13 protein-coding genes are annotated in these 16,795 nt (G+C 54.2%); 12 read left to right on the forward strand and 1 reads right to left on the reverse strand.

Features of this window, described 5'->3' with window-relative positions:
* Positions 1-61: 61 nt before the first annotated feature.
* From FZ041_RS09065 to FZ041_RS09110, 10 genes are all read left to right on the forward strand, one after another.
* Positions 62-2,614: a heavy metal translocating P-type ATPase gene (locus tag FZ041_RS09065; protein ID WP_149189323.1), complete on the forward strand. Its 2,553-nt coding sequence runs from the start codon at positions 62-64 to the stop codon at positions 2,612-2,614.
* A 273-nt stretch (positions 2,615-2,887) separates the two neighbouring features.
* Positions 2,888-4,138 carry a GGDEF domain-containing protein gene (locus FZ041_RS09070; protein WP_149189324.1) on the forward strand — a complete coding sequence of 417 codons (1,251 nt, stop codon included), beginning with the start codon at positions 2,888-2,890 and terminating at the stop codon, positions 4,136-4,138.
* A 155-nt stretch (positions 4,139-4,293) separates the two neighbouring features.
* Positions 4,294-4,731 carry a DUF3887 domain-containing protein gene (locus FZ041_RS09075; protein WP_075444681.1) on the forward strand — a complete coding sequence of 146 codons (438 nt, stop codon included), beginning with the start codon at positions 4,294-4,296 and terminating at the stop codon, positions 4,729-4,731.
* Positions 4,732-4,832: 101 nt separating this feature from the next.
* Positions 4,833-7,631 carry a sigma-54-dependent transcriptional regulator gene (locus FZ041_RS09080; RefSeq protein WP_149189325.1) on the forward strand — a complete coding sequence of 933 codons (2,799 nt, stop codon included), beginning with the start codon at positions 4,833-4,835 and terminating at the stop codon, positions 7,629-7,631.
* A gap of 332 nt (positions 7,632-7,963) precedes the next feature.
* Entirely contained in the window at positions 7,964-8,395 is a 432-nt protein-coding gene (locus FZ041_RS09085) for a PTS sugar transporter subunit IIA (RefSeq protein WP_149189326.1), read from the forward strand.
* Complete coding sequence (locus tag FZ041_RS09090) at positions 8,395-8,871, forward strand: mannose/fructose/sorbose PTS transporter subunit IIB (RefSeq protein ID WP_149189327.1); 477 nt, start codon at positions 8,395-8,397, stop codon at positions 8,869-8,871. Before FZ041_RS09085 ends, FZ041_RS09090 begins: the two co-directional genes overlap by 1 nt.
* An 87-nt stretch (positions 8,872-8,958) precedes the next feature.
* Entirely contained in the window at positions 8,959-9,759 is an 801-nt protein-coding gene (locus tag FZ041_RS09095; RefSeq protein WP_149189328.1) for a PTS mannose/fructose/sorbose transporter subunit IIC, read from the forward strand.
* Positions 9,760-9,784: 25 nt separating this feature from the next.
* Complete coding sequence (gene manZ / locus FZ041_RS09100) at positions 9,785-10,609, forward strand: PTS mannose transporter subunit IID (protein WP_033170956.1); 825 nt, start codon at positions 9,785-9,787, stop codon at positions 10,607-10,609.
* Between the two features lie 159 nt (positions 10,610-10,768).
* Entirely contained in the window at positions 10,769-11,734 is a 966-nt protein-coding gene (gene pfkA, locus FZ041_RS09105) for a 6-phosphofructokinase (protein WP_149189329.1), read from the forward strand.
* A gap of 65 nt (positions 11,735-11,799) precedes the next feature.
* Positions 11,800-13,557 carry a GGDEF domain-containing protein gene (locus FZ041_RS09110; RefSeq protein ID WP_149189330.1) on the forward strand — a complete coding sequence of 586 codons (1,758 nt, stop codon included), beginning with the start codon at positions 11,800-11,802 and terminating at the stop codon, positions 13,555-13,557.
* Positions 13,558-13,627: 70 nt separating this feature from the next.
* Here the strand turns inward: FZ041_RS09110 and FZ041_RS09115 are convergent, their stop codons facing one another.
* On the reverse strand, positions 13,628-14,887 hold the full coding sequence (locus tag FZ041_RS09115) for a diaminopimelate decarboxylase family protein (protein WP_149189331.1): 1,260 nt from the start codon (positions 14,885-14,887) through the stop codon (positions 13,628-13,630).
* 322 nt (positions 14,888-15,209) lie between these two features.
* Between FZ041_RS09115 and FZ041_RS09120 the strand changes: the two genes are divergently transcribed.
* On the forward strand, positions 15,210-16,115 hold the full coding sequence (locus tag FZ041_RS09120) for a DUF5780 domain-containing protein (RefSeq protein ID WP_149189332.1): 906 nt from the start codon (positions 15,210-15,212) through the stop codon (positions 16,113-16,115).
* A gap of 293 nt (positions 16,116-16,408) precedes the next feature.
* Positions 16,409-16,780, forward strand: coding sequence for a YkvA family protein (locus FZ041_RS09125; protein ID WP_149189333.1), 372 nt, complete (start codon positions 16,409-16,411; stop codon positions 16,778-16,780).
* Positions 16,781-16,795 lie beyond the last annotated feature (15 nt).

Genomic DNA, 16,795 nt, shown 5'->3' on the forward strand with positions numbered 1-16,795 from the left:
ACGTATAAGATACATTTATAGTCATGCGAATGATTATTGATTTTATTGTGGAGGTGAACTCTTGAAAAAAGAAAAATTCACGGTTACAGGTATGACCTGCTCGGCTTGCTCGGCCAGAGTGCAGCGGGCCGTCGAGAAAATAGCAGGCACGCAGGCCGTCAATGTCAATCTGCTGACCAACAGCATGCAGCTTGAGTACGATGAGCAGCTCACAGATCCGGCGGCCATCGTGGCAGCGGTCGAAGGGGCTGGCTACGGAGCCAGCTGCCAGGGGGATGGGACGGCGGCGGTCCCCCAGGAGAAGATGGCCGATACGCAGGCCGTGTCATTGCGCCGCCGGCTGGTCTGGTCGGTGGTGTTCCTGCTGCCAGTCATGGCCGTGTCGATGCATGCAATGCTTTTCATGGTGCTGGGGATGCCCGTGCCAGCTGGCATAGCGGCCCTGCTTGACGGGCCGGAGAATGCGGTCACCTTTTCCTTCCTGCAGATGCTGCTCGTGTTGCCAGTCATGTATCTGAACCGCCGCTTCTATATCGTGGGGGCGCGGACGCTGCTTCAAGGTTCGCCGAATATGGATACGCTGGTCGGCATGGGCTCGCTGGCAGCTGCGCTGTTTGGCGTCTTTGCGATCTTCCGCATCGGCTGGGGGCTGGGCCATGGTGACATGGCCCTCGTGCTGGAGTACAGCCAGAACCTCTATTTCGAGTCAGCGGGCATGATTGTCACGCTGATCACTGTCGGCAAGTATCTTGAGGCGCGGGCCAAGGGACAGACGAGCCGGGCGCTCGAAAAGCTCATGGATCTGGCCCCGAAGCAGGCGGTGGTCCTGCGGGCGGGGACGGAACAGCTAGTTCCTGTGGAGAAACTGGCCGTGGGCGATATCGTTGTTGTCCGTCCGGGCGAGCGGATCCCGGTGGACGGTGTGATAGTGGAAGGCACGACGAGCGTGGACGAGTCGGCCATATCGGGCGAGAGCATTCCCGTGGAGAAGGGGGCTGGCGATTCGGTGGTCTCAGCGACCATCAACAAGACAGGCTTCATCCATTTCCGGGCTGAGCGTATCGGCGAGGATACAACCATCAGCCAGATCATCCGGCTGGTCGATGAGGCCAGTGCCAGCAAGGCACCGATCGCGCGGCTTGCCGATAAGATCGCAGGCGTCTTTGTCCCTGCGGTCATTGCCATCGCTCTGGCTGCGGGCGGCATCTGGCTCCTGCTGGGCGCCAGCGTGGAGTTCGCGTTCTCGATTGCCATATCGATCCTGGTCATCTCGTGCCCCTGTGCGCTGGGGCTGGCGACGCCGGTGGCCATCATGGTAGGCACGGGCAAGGGGGCTGAGCACGGCATCTTGATAAAATCCGGCGAGGCCCTGGAACTGGCTCAGGCTATCGATACCGTCGTCCTGGATAAGACCGGTACGATTACCGAGGGCAAGCCGCGGGTAGTGGAGATCCAGCCGCTGGGGATCAGTGCGCCGGAGCTCCTGGCGGCAGCTGCGGGCCTGGAACAGGGCAGCGAACATCCGCTGGCCGAGGCCGTAGTGGCTTATGCCCGTGAGCAAGGCGTGCATCCCGTGGCGATGACGGAGTTTGCGGCTGTCTTTGGCCGCGGCGTCCAAGCCAAGCAGGGGAAAGAGACCTGGCTGGCGGGCAATGCCCAGTTCCTGATGGAACAGGGCGTCGTGCTCGAAGGCTGCCAGCAGCGCATCGATGCGCTGGCGGATGCGGGCCAGACGCCGCTACTGTTTGCGCGGGGCTCGCAGCTCGTCGGCATCATTGGCGTGGCCGATACGGAAAAGCCGACGAGTGCTGAGGCAATCCGCCGCTTCAAGGCCATGGGCATCGATGTGGTCATGCTGACTGGCGACAATGCGCGCACGGCTGAGGCCGTCCGCCGCCGCTTGGATATCCCCAGGGTCATTGCAGGCGTCCTGCCGGCGCATAAGGAAGAGCACATCGCGGCGCTGCAGGCTGCGGGCCATAAGGTCGCGATGATCGGCGATGGCATCAACGATGCACCGGCATTGGCACGCGCGGATGTCGGCATCGCCATCGGTGCCGGCACCGATATCGCCATCGAAAGTGCCGATGCCGTGCTCGTGAAGAACGATCTGCTCGCTGCGGTCGATGCGGTGCGGTTGTCGAAGGCGGTCATCCGGAACATCCGCGAGAATTTGTTCTGGGCATTTTTCTACAATGTCATCTGCATCCCGCTGGCGGCGGGGGTATTCTATACGGCAGCGGGCATCAAGCTCTCGCCGGTCGTGGGCGCGGCGGCCATGAGCTTGTCGAGTGTCTGCGTCTGCCTAAACGCTTTGCGGCTGCGCTGGTTCCAGCCTGTCGTGGCAGGAACGGGGCTCGGGGCCGCTGCGGAGCATAGGGGTATAGAGGAACATAAGGAGGAGAAAGAGATGAAAACGACTTTGAAGATTGAGGGCATGATGTGCCAGCATTGCCAGAAACACGTCAACGATGCGCTGGCCAAGATGGATGGCGTCACCAGCGTCACGGTTGACCTTGAGGGCGGCAAGGCTGAGGTGACGGCCAGCCGCGAGATTCCCCGCGAGGAATTCAAGACGGTCATCGAGGCGGCCGGCTACGAGCTCGTGGATTGATCGCATGACAGGAAAAGAGCTGTTGCAGCTGGCAACAGCTCTTTTTGTTTTCGCGCGGGCCTGCGCTTCCCGGCCGGCTGGTTGATTTCGGCGGCTTTGCGCTTGCTGATGGCCAGGCCGTTCCGAGGGCCGGTGATGACGGCGATCAGAGGGGCGATTCCTTCGCGGGGATGTGGCTGGTTTTTTATATTTCAGGCAGGTGTTTTTTTTTCTTTTCGCGAATAGTATTACTGACGAAAGATTTGATGGATCCGCGAGGAGGCAGGGAATCTTATGTACTATTATTGCTTGATTGATTTCTTGGCTTTGCTGGTGCTGCTCATCATCAACCATGATGTCCTGCTGAAAAAGGCAGATGCAGCGGACTCGCCGGTGCAAAAGCGTTACCGCTATTTCCTGTATGCGGTCATCGCTTATTATTTCACCGATATGATTTGGTACTGGCTCTATGTCGAGTCTTGGCTCAGCTGGCTGTACATAGATACCGAAGTGTATTTTGTCGTGATGGCAGCAGGCATCCTGCTCTGGGCAAGGTTTGCGGTGGAGTATCTGGGCAGCCGGACAGGCTTCAGCAAGCTGCTGATCTATGCCGGGCGCATCTTGTTTGTCTATGTGCTCATCGTCACGCCGCTCAACCGCTGGTATCCGATCATGTTCTGGTTTGATGGCGAGGGTGTCTATCAGACTGGCATAGCCCGGGAGCTGATGTTCATCGCACAGGTGGCATTATTGCTGCTGACTGCGGTATATACCCTTTCCGTATCGCTGCACAGCGTGGATAGGAAGCGGCAGCGCCATCGGACGATTGGCCTTTCCGGCCTGATCATGATGGTCTTCGTGGCGGTGCAGATCTTCTTCCCCACCTATCCCCTCTATGCCATCAGTTATATGCTGGGGTGCTGCCTGTTGCGCACTTTTGTCATCGAGAACGAGCGGGAGGAGTACCGCTCCAGCCTGGAGATCGCGCTGGAGCGGGAGAAAGAGCATTTTCAGGAGCTCAAGAACGCTTGGAAGCTCGCGTATACGGATGCGCTGACGGGGGTCAAGACCAAGCTGGCCTATGTGGAAAAAGGAGAACAGATCGACAGGCAGATCGCCGATGGCACAATCAGGAATCTGGCGATTGCGGTCTTTGATGTCAATGACCTGAAGCAAGTCAATGACAACTTAGGGCATGATATCGGCGATGCGTTCATCAAGAAGGCCTGCCGGCTGATATGCGGGGTCTTCAAGAAGAGTCCCGTGTACCGTGTGGGCGGCGATGAATTCGTAGCTGTCCTCGAACAGGAAGACTATGAAGACAGGCACCGGCTGCTGCAGGCCTTCAACCAGCAGATAGAGGCCAACAGGCAGAATGGCTCTGTGGTCATCGCGGTGGGCATGGTGGAATACAAGCCCGGCGAGGACAAGAGCTATAAGCGTATCTTTGAACGGGCGGACATGCAGATGTACCAGCGGAAGCGGGAGCTCAAAGCACTGGCTGACGAGCCTGTTGTCTTCGTGGGAAAACCTGAAAACACATAGATGAAAACGCGGCTGTCAGCAGCCCCTGGGCAGGACAGAAGGGGGGGACGGCCTACTGCCCAGACAGATTTTAATGTTTTTCTTGGGATTTCGCGCAGGATCTGTGATACAATAGACATAATATCAGAGTATCGATACAGAGGGGGATTTTTGAGATGAAGAAATATATTGCAGCGTTATGCATGGCTTGCTTGCTGGCTTTTTCAGCTAATGCATTGGCGGCGACGCCGGATGCTGCGGCATTGTCGGGGGAGCAGGAGATTGCTGTTAAATGGATGGATGCCATGCTTGTCAAGCAGGATTCGGCAGCGGTTATCAAATTGCTGGACCCAGAGAGACAGAAGAAGATCTCGCAAGATGATCTGGCAAAGAATTTGTCGCAGCTCAGCCAGAAATACGGGAAATATCAGGAATCCCGCTTTATCAGCTGGACGCGCTTCGATCAGGCGGATCAGATGATTTATCTCATGCACTTTGAGAAAGAACAGCTGGTACGCTGTGAGCTGCTGTTCAATAAGAAAGGACAGCTTGAGGGTTTCTCGCTGGCAGCGCTCAAAGAGAATGCAAAAGACCAGCAAACGGAAAAGAAATAAGCAGCAAGAGCTTTTCGGCCGGCAGTCGTCACTGCCGGCCGTTGCTATTTTTTGATACACTGTTATAATGGAAGATAGAGTATCAGAATGGAGGAATACGGATGAAACGCAGTGAGCGCATCTATCATTACATCCAGGAAAAGTCGTCAGCCTATACGAAAGAGAAGCTGACGGGACAGGTTGGCTTTGATGCGCAGGAGATTGCAGCCGCGCTCGATATCCTGCGCAACAATGTATCTAAGGAACTCAATGAACTGCATCGGCAGGACCGCATTGTCAAGTTTGCGGGCCGGCCGGTGCGTTATTTTGACAAGGAGACGCTGGAAACTTTGCTGGATACGGATTTTGGGGTGGGGCCCTGTCAGTTCCAGGATATTGGCCAGTGCCGGGAGTCCAGCGGCGAAAGTGCGGCGGATACGAATCCCTTTGAGCATCTGATTGGTGCGGACAAGAGTCTCAAGCGGCAGGTCGAGCAGGCTAAGGCGGCCATCCTTTATCCGCCGGATGGCTTGCATACATTGATTGTTGGCCAGACCGGTGTCGGCAAGACTTTGTTTGCGCATATGATGTTTGCCTATGGCAAGTCGATGCATCGTTTTGGCAATGAGGCGCCGTTCATTACGTTCAATTGTGCGGACTATTATAACAATCCGCAGCTTTTGATTTCGCATGTGTTTGGACATATCAAAGGGGCATTCACCGGCGCAGATACAGCGAAGGCTGGTCTTGTGGAGGAGGCCGATGGCGGTGTGCTGTTCCTTGATGAGATTCATCGCTTGCCGCCGGAAGGCCAGGAGATGATTTTCTATTTCATGGATACGGGTACCTTCAACCGCCTGGGCGAGACGACGCGCAGCCGCAGGGCCAAGGTCCTGATCATCGGCGCGACGACGGAGGACCCGAACTCGGCGCTCACGCGCACCTTCGTACGCCGCATCCCGAATATCATCACGATACGGCCGCTGGCTGAGCGCACGCTGGAAGAACAGCTCGACATACTCAAGCTGCTCTTCATGGATGAGGCCCAGCGGGTCAAGAAGCCGGTGCGCATCAGCGTGGAGTCGGTCAAAGCCTTGATCGGCAGCATCGGCAGCGGCAATGTCGGCCAGCTCAAGTCCAACATCAAGCTCTTGTGTGCCCAGGCCTTCCTCAATGGCATCGACAATCCCAATTATATCGAGGTCGATTTCAAGATGCTGCCGGGCAACGTCAAGGACGGCCTGCTGACGCTGTCGGCCAATCGCCAGGCGCTGACGGAGCTGACGAAGTACGTGAGCGAACCGCTGGTGGTATCGCCGCCGGGGCGGAAACTGCAGCTTGAGGATGAGAGCGGCGGCGAAGGCGGCTTCAATCTGTATCAGGTGGTCGAGGACAAGGTGGCCCTGCTGAAGGGCGAGGGCATCAGCGATGATCTCATCAAGCAGATCGTGGCGACCGATGTCAATGTCTATGTCAAAGACCTCTATAATAAGAAGCATTCGGTCAATATGACGACGCGCGAACGCCTGCTGAAGATTGTGGACGAAGCGCTCGTGGATTTTTCGGAGCAGGTTTCGCTGTTCGTGCAGAAACGCATGAATCGCAGCTACCGCGACCGCTTCCTCTATGCCTTCAGCCTGCATCTGTCGGCGTTCCTCAAGCGCGTCAAATCGAAAGAGTCGATCCCGTATACGGAAATCGAGGGCGCGGTGCCGCAGGATTCGCAGTGCTTGCAGGTGGCGGTCGAAATCGGCGAGATGGTCGAGAAGCACTACCATCTGAAGGTGCCGCGCAATGAGATCGAGTATATCGCCCTGCTGCTGGAGTCCTCCGATGATGATGACCTTGATGAGAAGGTCACGATCCTGGTGGCGACCCATGGCAAGAGCACGGCAAGCTCGATGGTCGACGTCGCCCAGAAGCTCTTCAGCTCCGCCGATATGAATATCATCGCCATCGATATGCCGCTGGAGGTCAAGCCGCAGGCCATCTTCGACAAGACGGCGGCGATGCTGCAGGCGATGAAGTGCACCAAGGGGGTACTGATCCTGGCGGATATGGGCTCGCTCTGCAACATCGGCTCGATGCTGGCGGAGAAGCTCAAGATCCCTATCCGCACCCTCGACATGGTGTCGACGCCGTTGATCCTTGAGGCCATGCGCAAGGTAGATATTGCTGGCATGGATCTTGACAGCATCTATGAATCCCTGCGCAATTTCAAGGGTTATGAAGCCGTGGATTCGACTGAGACTGTTGCCGAGGGCGAAAATGGCCCGGAGGCTATCGTGACGATCTGCTCGACGGGGCAGGGCGCGGCCCTCAAGCTCAAGGCGTTGGTGGAAGAGATCCTGCGCAATGCCGGCCGTTCTGTGGAAGTCATTCCCATCGGGCTGGTGCATATGGATGAACGCATCGAGGAAATCGCGAAAAGCTACCATATCGTAGCGGCTGTGGGGATGAAAAAGCCGCAGGCGCAGGTACCCTTCATCTCCCTCGAACAGCTTATCGATGGCTCAGGCGAGCAGCTGCTGGCGGAACTCATGCTGGACCGGAAGATAAGCATGGTGCCCAAGGTCAAAAGCAACATGGTGGTGCAGAAACTCTGCGAGGAATCCTTGCAGAAATTCCTGACCTATCTGAATCCTGCCAAGATCATGGGCGGCTTGCTGGAGTTCGACCGGCAGCTGGAGACGGAGCTGGGGCTCAAGCTGTCCAATCCGCTGCGCATCCGTATCATCGTCCATTGCGGCTGTGCGCTCGAGCGTATCGTCACGCGCAGTCCGCTGGTCTACAAGGGCGATAAATCTGCAGTTGATACACAAAAACTCGCAGCGGTCAAAAAAGCGGCCAGAGTATTCGATAAGACACTAAAGCTGCGCTTTGATGAAGACGAGTTCTATTTCATGGCCGATATGATATGAAACAATAAAGAAAATATGCAATATGATACACTATGGTGCAGAAATGCGCCATAGTGTATTTTGTTTGGGTATATTTTATTTTCTGACAGTATCAGAGCGTATCAAAAAATATATGAAAGTGTATTAAAAGTGTATCAACAGTATCGGGATAGCAAAAACTTATCTGAAAAAACCCTGTAAAATCAAGCGAAAGAAGAATTTTTCATTTTGATACACAAAGTTGGCACGCATCTTGCAATATATAAGGGCGTAAGGCAAAAAGCCAAAAACATTCAGATTCGACCAAAACGAAAGTGGTTATAGGGGAATGTATTCTTAAGGAGGTACTTTGAATGTTTGGTATTATCGTTGGTACGCACGGCATCTTTGCACAGGAGCTCGTAAAATCCTGTGAAATGATCTGTGGCGAACAGAAGAATGTTCGTGCCGTAACGCTGGTTCCGGGCGAGGGGCCGGACGATGTCGTCAAGAAGTACGAGGAAGCGATCGCTGAGCTCGATTGCGAGGGCGGCGTCCTGTTCCTGAACGACCTGTTCGGTGGCAGCCCGTACAACGCTGCATGCCGTCTGGTTATCAGCAATGAGAACTACGGCATCGTGACGGGTGTGAATCTCCCGATGCTTATCGAGATGTGCAGCGCTCAGCTGATCGATGATGGTTCGGACATCCAGGCACTGATGGAGAAAGCTGTCGAAGCCGGCAAGAACGGCACGCAGACGTTCCATGCCAGCCAGATTTCCGATGATGATGAGGAGGATTTATAATGAATATCGTATTAGCAAGAATTGATGACCGTCTGATCCATGGCCAGGTTGCCACGGTCTGGTCGAAGGTAACGGGCTGCTCGCGCATCATCGTCTGCGATGATGATGTAGCTAAGGACACGATCCGCGCTACGCTCCTGAAACAGGTTGCACCGGCTGGCATCAAATCCCACGTTGTTGACCTTGACAAGGCCATCCGCGTCTATGAGAACCCGAAATACGAGAACGAGAAATGCCTGCTGCTGTTCACGAACCCGACCAGCGTTCTCTACATGGTCGAACATGGCGTTGACATCAAGAGCGTCAACATCGGCGGTATGAGCTTCAAGGAAGGCAAGCATCAGATCACGGGTGCTGTCTCCGTTGATGACAAAGACATCGAAGCCTTCAAGAAACTCAACGAGAAAGGCATCGAGCTGGAGATCCGTAAAGTTGATACGGACAAAAAAGTTATGCTGATGGATGTCCTGAAATAAGGATATTCTTCATATGACTGGCAGGGGGCAGTTTGGGAAGGCTCCCTGCCGGGGGAAATTCATATTACATAATGGAGGGAATATACAATGAGCTCTATTCAAATCCTGCTTATCTTTATCTTCGCGACAATCGCAGGCATGGGGTCCTGCTTGGACGAGATGCAGACGCATCGTCCGTTGATTGCCTGCACGATCACTGGTCTTATTTTAGGGGATATGACGACTGGTATCATCATCGGCGGTACGCTTGAAATGATGGCTCTCGGCTGGATGAACATCGGTGCTGCAATCGCACCGGATGCAGCCCTGGCTTCCGTTATTTCGACGATCCTCGTCATCGCCAGCCATCAGGACGTGGCAACCGGTATCGCTATCGCAATGCCGCTGGCAGCTGCTGGTCAGGTCCTGGCAATCATTTGTAAGACGGTTTCCGTTGTGTTCCAGCATAAAGCAGACGATTACGCAGAAGAGGGGAATCTTTTTGGTATCGATCTGTGCAACTACGGCGCTCTGATCCTGCAGGGTCTCCGCGTTGGTATCCCGGCTCTGCTCGTCGCTATGACGGTCGGCACGGGTGCTGTTGAGAACATGCTCAACGCTATCCCGCCGGTCATCTCCGGTGGTCTTCAGGTCGCTGGCGGCTTCATCGTTGTCGTAGGTTATGCAATGGTCATCAACATGATGGGTGCTCAGTACCTTATGCCGTTCTTCTTCCTCGGTTTCGTTGTGGCAGCATTCACGAACTTCAACCTCGTCGCTCTCGGTGTCATTGGTCTTGTAGCCGCTATCGTCTACATCCAGCTGAACCCGAAATATCAGGCAGTAGCCGCAGCTCCGGCAGCAGCAGCTTCCAGCTCTGACGACGATCTTGACGACGAACTTGACTAAGCGCGAGTAGAGGAGGATATACATAATGGAAAAGAAAATTACTTCCAGCGATTTTTTCTGGACTTTCGTCCGTTCTAACTTCCTGCAGGCATCCTGGAACATGGAGCGTATGCAGGGTCTGGGCTACTGCTTCGGCATGGTGCCAATCCTTCGCCGTCTCTATGAGGGTGAGGAACTCAAGAAGGCAATCAAACGTCACCTCGAGTTCTATAACACGCAGCCGTTCGTAACGGCACCGATCATCGGTATCACGGCAGCTCTTGAGGAGAAGAAAGCCAACGGCGCACCGATCGAAGATGGTGTCATCAACGGTATCAAAGTCGGTATGATGGGCCCTCTGGCCGGTGTCGGTGACCCGATTTTCTGGGGCACACTCCGTCCGATCACGGCAGCTCTTGGTGCATCCTTTGCACTGACGGGCAGCATCGTTGGTCCGATCCTGTTCTTCGTACTGTTCAATGCAATCCGTCTGGCAGTCCGCTGGTACGGCATCAAATACGGCTATGCCAAAGGTACGGACATCGTCAAAGACATCGCTGGCAACAAGCTCCAGAAGATCACGGAAGGTGCTTCCATCCTCGGTCTGTTCGTCATGGGTGCTCTTGTAAACAAATGGACGTCGGTCAACATCCCGGTTGTCGTTTCGGAAATCACGAACGCCAAGGGCGAGCATGTCGTCACGACGGTCCAGGGTATCCTCGACCAGCTCATGCCGGGTCTCGTACCGCTGCTCATGACCTTTGCCTGCATGGCACTCCTCAAGCGCAAAGTCAGCGCTATCACGATTATTTTCGGTCTGTTCGCAGTTGGTATCATCTGCTATGCCCTCGGCATCATGAACGTAAAATAAAACAACGTTACAAAATTGGGAAAGGAGCTGATTTTCGGCTCCTTTTTCCATTGAAATACTTTACTTTTATGGCTGAGTTTCGTAAAATAAAGAAGTATGGTTTGATAACAATGATTTATCTATTTTTGGTTTTTTAGGTTTGGTAGGAGAGATGTTTCCATGATTAAAAAAGCGATTGCGGTAATGACATCTGGCGGCGACAGCCCGGGAATGAATGCGGCTGCCCGTGCAGTGGTCCGCACGGCATTGTATGAAGGTGTAGAGGTCTATGGCATCAACAACGGCTATCAGGGCATGGTTGACGATGATATCGTCAAGCTCTCGAGCCGCAGCGTCAGCGATCTCATCCAGCGCGGTGGTACGTTCCTCGGCACGGCCCGCTGCATGGAGTTCAAGACGCCGGAAGGCCGCAAGAAGGGCTTTGACAACTTGATGAAACACGGCATCGAAGGTCTCGTTATCATCGGTGGTGACGGCAGCCTTACGGGCGGCAGCCTGCTCTCCAAGGAAACGGGCATGCCGATCGTCGGCCTGCCGGGCACGATCGATAACGATGTCTGGGGCATGGACTACACGATTGGCTGCGATACGGCTGCCAACACGATTGTCGATGCCATCAACAAGCTGCGCGATACGGCTTCGGCCCATCGCCGCATCATGCTCGTCGAGGTCATGGGCCGCAATTCCGGCTGGCTGGCTATGATGGCTGGTATCGCTGGCGGTGCTGAGTATGTCCTCGTTCCGGAGGTCAAATACGATCTCGATGAGATGTGCCATGAACTCAAGGCTATGTATGATGCCGGCAAACGCTACAGCATCATCGTCGTTGCCGAGGGCGCTGGCTCGGCTGTGGGCCTTGGCCAGGTCGTCGAGGAGAAGACGGGCATCGATACGCGCGTATCGGTACTTGGCCATATCCAGCGTGGGGGATCGCCGACGGTCGAGGACCGCATGAAGGCTTCGATGCTGGGTGAGAAGGCTGCACTGGCTATCATTTCGGGTGCGACGAATGTTGTCTTCGGTTTCAATGAGGGCAAGGTGGTAAGCGTCAACCTGTTTGATGCCGTCAATAATCAGAAAACGTTGGATCCAGAGCTTGTACGCCTGGCTCGTGTGCTCGCATAAGTTGAATCTGGGAGTCCCACTGGTAACACAGTGGGACTTTTCGCGAAAAAGGGTGTATTAGAGAGTTGGGGAAACACAGAAAGGCTATCTTGTGGAAGGGGCTGCGGCGGGCATTGCTGCTCGCTGCCAGCCTGCTCCTGCTGCTGATGCCCAGAGGGCTGGCAGCAGATTTGGACGGGCCGTGGTACTGGCAGGAAGATCCTGTGAGCAGGGACGGCGTGTCTAGTGTGGAAGTGGTGCAGGCTGCGCTTGCCGGTATGGGGAACTGGCAGCCGTATGCGGCACCAGCACAGCCGCCATTCCAGCGTGACGACCAGTATATCTGGCTCATGACCGTGCTGCCGCAGGCCGATGAGATGCGGGATGCTTCGCTGCTGATGATGGTGACAGACCAGAGCTTTGAAGTCTGGCTGGATGACCGGCAGATATACACCTATGGCGATATGGAGCCGCAGCTGATGTCCTACGGGCAGAAGTGGCATCTGATTCCACTGCCGGCAGATTATGCTGGCCGCCACCTGTATATCCGTACGTTTTCAGCAAATCCGCTTTACTTGGGGGATTTTGGTACGATAAAGCTTGACGCGAGTGTGGTGCAGATGTCAACGCTTATGCGGCAGGATATCCCGTACATCGCCAATATTCCGCTGGCCGTATTCATGATCCTGATCATGCTGATGTATTACATGAGTCCTACGGCACCGAAGACGCTGTATGCACAGATTATCCTGTTCATGCTGGCGTTTGTCGTGTGGATGATCTGCGCGTCGAACACGAAGCAGCTCTTTGTCGATGCGCCGGTGTTCTGGTGGCTGCTATTGCGCGTCAATGTCTACTTCCTGCCGATCTTGGCGAATCTCATCGTTTATCGGGTCGTGGACAAGCGCTACCGGCGTTCGACCTGGATGGCGATGCTGGCCTTCGTTGTCCTGCTGTTCATTGCCGTCCTGTCGGAAATCTTAGGCCTCAGAGGCTTGGATGGCTGTGCGTCGGCCTTCTATATCATGCTGCCGGCCATCGAAGGGCTGGTTTCGTATTGGGCGATCCGATCGGCTATCCGTGGCAACAAGTATTGCCGGGCCTTGCTGGTGCCATTGGTGGGGATGGTCATTGCCGGTACGCTGGATGGCTTCTCGCGGCATTTCCATTGGCTGGCCGATATGGGGTATCTGCTGCCTTATGGCACGATATCCATCGGCATCTTCGTCCTCTACATCGTCCAGCAGCAGATCCGCCGGGAGCGCATGCTATCGGCACGGGCTGCAGGCTTGGAGGAAGCTGTGGCTGAGGCGGTGGCACGCTCCGAGATCGACGCGCTGACCCATTGCTATAACCGCAACCGGATGGAAGCGGTGCTGGCAGCTGAAATCAGCCAGCACGGGCAGGAGAAAGAATCGTTTTCCCTGATCATGCTGGATATCGATTACTTCAAGATCATCAATGATACCTACGGCCATGATGCTGGCGATGAGGTACTGGCAGCTTTTGCCGGTGTCATCCGCAAGAATATCAAGAAAGCGGATATATTCATCCGCTGGGGTGGTGAGGAGTTCATCCTCATCTGCCGTGGTTGCTCAAGTGATGAGGCATATTTTGTGGCAGAGCGCTTGCGGCGGCAGGTGGAATGGTCGTGTATCTTTGCGCGCCAGCGTATTACCTGCAGCGTCGGGGTCGCTTCCTGGCAGGGGGCAGATGACAGTGCTGCCCAGCTTATCAAACGTGTCGATACGGCACTTTATACAGCAAAACGCAGCGGCCGCAACATGGTTTGCCGGGAATCGCTGCTGCCAGAGAAAATGGATTTAGCATTAAATGGAAATTGAAGATTCAAGGCAAGCAAAAAGCTCTCATTCCCTGAGGATGAGAGCTTTTTGCTTGCCTGTTTAGCCTGGATTATTTTACGAGTGAACCTGGATATTTGAGGGTAGCGAAGTAGTCATCAATGGTCTGGGCGCGGCGGATGAGTTCGATGCTGCCATCTGCGCGCAGCAGGAGCTCGGCGCACCAGAGCTTGCCATTATAATTGAAGCCCATTGCACTGCCATGGGCGCCTGTATCGTGGATGATTACGAGGTCGCCAATGTCGATTTTAGGCAGCTTGCGGTCGATGGCGAACTTGTCGTTGTTTTCGCAGAGGGAACCCGTGATGTCGTAGAGATGGTCGCAGGGGGCGTTCTCTTTGCCGGCAATCGTGATATGGTGGTAGGCACCGTAGAGCGCCGGGCGCATGAGGTTGGCCATGCAGGCGTCGAGGCCGATGTAGTCTTTGTAGGTTTTCTTCTCGTGCAGCACCGTCGATACGAGCCAGCCAGCCGGGCCGGTCATAGCGCGGCCGCTTTCGGTCATGAGACCGACGTCGCCGAGACCGTTGGGAACCATCATCTCGTCGTAGAGCTGATGGATGCCTTCGCCGATCTCCATGAGGTTCAGGGGCTCCTGGCTGGGCTCGTAGGGGATGCCGAAACCGCCGCCGAGGTTGACGAACTCGACATGGATGCCGAGCTTCTGTTTGAGTTCGACGGCCAGCGTGAACATCAGCTTGGCTGTGAACAGGAAGGCTTCGGTGCGGCGCTCGTTCGAGGCGACCATCGTATGGAGGCCGAAGCGGCGGACGCCTTTGTCCTGCGCTATTCTGTAGGCTTCAAACAGCTGGTCGCGGGTCAGGCCGTATTTGGCTTCAGTCGGCTTGCCAATGATATCGTTGCCTTCGATGAGGTCGCCAGGGTTGTAGCGGAAGCAGAGAATCTTGGGCAGGCCAGCATGTTTCTCGAGGTATTCGATATGGCTGATGTCGTCGAGGTTGATGATGGCACCGAGTTCGATGGCTTTCTGGAATTCATCTGCAGGAGTATCGTTGGAGGTCAAAAGGATTTCCTCGCCCTTTACGCCGGCGATGTCGGAAAGCAGCAGTTCGGCAAGACTGCTGCAGTCGGTGCCGGCACCTTCCTCATGCAGGATCTGCACGATGCGTGGATTGGGCAGTGCTTTGACTGCAAACTGTTCGCGGAAGGAGGGGGCCCAGGCAAAGGCTTTCTGCAAGGCGCGGATATTTTCGCGGATTGCCTGTTCGTCATAGATGTGGAATGGCGTCGGATATTGGGCGATGATTTCTTGCAGACGGTCTTTGTTCAGTGGAAATACTTTTTTTGCCATGGCGACTACCTCCTGATAAGCATAGAGAATTATTCTTGATTGTAAATTTGTAAATAAATTATAACAAGATGGCATAATAAAGTCAATATTTATAATAAAATCGTATATTCATCTTACTGTCTTAGTAAAAATTTATCAGTGAATTTTTATTGAGATTTAATTGCCGTGTAAATCTTAATCACTATAATGTTAGTGTTTTGTGGAAGTCAGGGGGCAAGATGGGAAGGAAGGGTAATGCGTGAGAAAGAAAACAAGTATATTTTTATTGGTCATGTTATGTTTGGCCTTTGTGTTGTCGGGATGTACAAGGATGTCTTCCCTGATGCAGACTGCATGGAAGGATACGGCATTGACAGGTCAGTATTCAATGCTGAATATCCGGATACCAGAGGTCAAGGAGGAAACACCGAAGCTGTTTCACGATAGTGATATGCAGATCAAAGCCTGGACGGCGCGCGATGATTCGCGGGATGTTACGTTTACCGTGGAAAATGCAGCATACGACCCTGCTTTGCATTATTGGATCAATTTGCAGGGGGAGGCGGAAAATGTAAAAGCTATCCTCACAGGTACGCATATGGATGTGCAGAATGTGACGATGGAGACAGCAACTCTTGCTGGCCGGGAGGCCCGGAAAATCGAGTTTGACTATGCAGGGGGACATTTTTTAGCCTATGTAACTGTGGTGGATAACAAGGATATCTGGGCGGTTGTGCTGGATACCAGCAGAGTAAAAGAGCAGGAGCAGGTTCAGCAATTGATACAGGAGATGCTGGATAATCTGAGCGTAGAGATACAGCCGCTGGATCCGGCCAAAGCAGCTGAACAGCAGCAGAAGATAGCGGCCAATGCCCCGCAGGTAGCATTGGGGAATTTGCGGCTGGCAGAAGATTCATTCCTGCATTGGACGTACTTGTGCTTGGATTTACAGAATACAAACTCGCAGCGGACTATTGACCGCTATCGCATACGGGTGTACAGCTACGACAAGAATGGCCAGATCATACCCAAATCAGAAAAACACAGCGGTAAGGTTTATGAGCTGTATGAATACGATAAAAAAATACCGCCAGGACAGTATGCGGATGAAAACTCCGGCTGGCAGGTAAATCCGCAAGCTAAGGGGATTGGCAGATATGAGATAGTGCTTGATTCGATCATCTACACCGATGGTTCGGAATGGAGGGCGTTGGAGGGCCAGGAAATCAAAACTGCAATCGATTTATAACCCGGAAGTAGATGTCGCCCACCTCTATAGGTGACAAGTTTTTTATTTATAAGAGGCGGTGAGCATATATCTCCCGCCTCGTTGAAAAGCCAAGAGGAAGTTTTTGCCTGCGGCAAAACTGGAAAAACGGCGTTATAATGGAAAAAGGCAGATGCCGCCAAGAAGCTCCTGCAGAGGGCTTTTGGGCGGCGTTTTGTGTATACGAGGCATAGGTTCTTTTCATCAGCAGATAGAAATGATACAATGGTTCTATATTATATATAGTAGAAAAAGCCGTTGCAAGGAGGATGGAAATGCGCAGATTGCTGAGTTTCTTGAAGGTGTTCCGCTATGATCTGATTGTATTGCTGATGGCCATACGCCATCGCGATACGCCAGGCCGGATCAAGGGGATACTGGCCGCTGCCATCCTGTATCTCGTGAGCCCTGTGGACATCATCCCCGATGCGGTGCCTTTGGCGGGGGTTGTCGATGATGCGATCATCGTGCCGGCGGTCATCTATGGTTTGACGAATATGCTGCCTTCGCATGTGCGGCGCTATGCGGAGACCCGCGCTGACCAGGCCACGCGCTATATGCCGGTGGTGCTCATTGCGGCGTCGCTGTTTGTGCTCGTATGGCTCGGACTTATCGTCTATGGATTGTGGCGGCTGTTGTTTGCTTGAGGCCGCTGGGCAACA

It is taken from the genome of Pseudoselenomonas caprae, assembly GCF_008271345.1.
In the GTDB taxonomy this organism is placed as follows: Bacteria; Bacillota; Negativicutes; order Selenomonadales; family Selenomonadaceae; genus Selenomonas_A; species Selenomonas_A caprae.

Excerpts from the sequence above, each read along its gene's own strand:
- pfkA (WP_149189329.1), top strand. The coding sequence starts at position 10,769 with ATGATTAAAAAAGCGATTGCGGTAATGACATCTGGCGGCGACAGCCCG.
- FZ041_RS09115 (WP_149189331.1), bottom strand. The coding sequence starts at position 14,887 with ATGGCAAAAAAAGTATTTCCACTGAACAAAGACCGTCTGCAAGAAATC.
- FZ041_RS09080 (WP_149189325.1), top strand. The coding sequence starts at position 4,833 with ATGAAACGCAGTGAGCGCATCTATCATTACATCCAGGAAAAGTCGTCA.
- FZ041_RS09125 (WP_149189333.1), top strand. The coding sequence starts at position 16,409 with ATGCGCAGATTGCTGAGTTTCTTGAAGGTGTTCCGCTATGATCTGATT.
- FZ041_RS09085 (WP_149189326.1), top strand. The coding sequence starts at position 7,964 with ATGTTTGGTATTATCGTTGGTACGCACGGCATCTTTGCACAGGAGCTC.
- FZ041_RS09090 (WP_149189327.1), top strand. The coding sequence starts at position 8,395 with ATGAATATCGTATTAGCAAGAATTGATGACCGTCTGATCCATGGCCAG.
- FZ041_RS09120 (WP_149189332.1), top strand. The coding sequence starts at position 15,210 with ATGCAGACTGCATGGAAGGATACGGCATTGACAGGTCAGTATTCAATG.
- manZ (WP_033170956.1), top strand. The coding sequence starts at position 9,785 with ATGGAAAAGAAAATTACTTCCAGCGATTTTTTCTGGACTTTCGTCCGT.
- FZ041_RS09070 (WP_149189324.1), top strand. The coding sequence starts at position 2,888 with ATGTACTATTATTGCTTGATTGATTTCTTGGCTTTGCTGGTGCTGCTC.
- FZ041_RS09075 (WP_075444681.1), top strand. The coding sequence starts at position 4,294 with ATGAAGAAATATATTGCAGCGTTATGCATGGCTTGCTTGCTGGCTTTT.
- FZ041_RS09095 (WP_149189328.1), top strand. The coding sequence starts at position 8,959 with ATGAGCTCTATTCAAATCCTGCTTATCTTTATCTTCGCGACAATCGCA.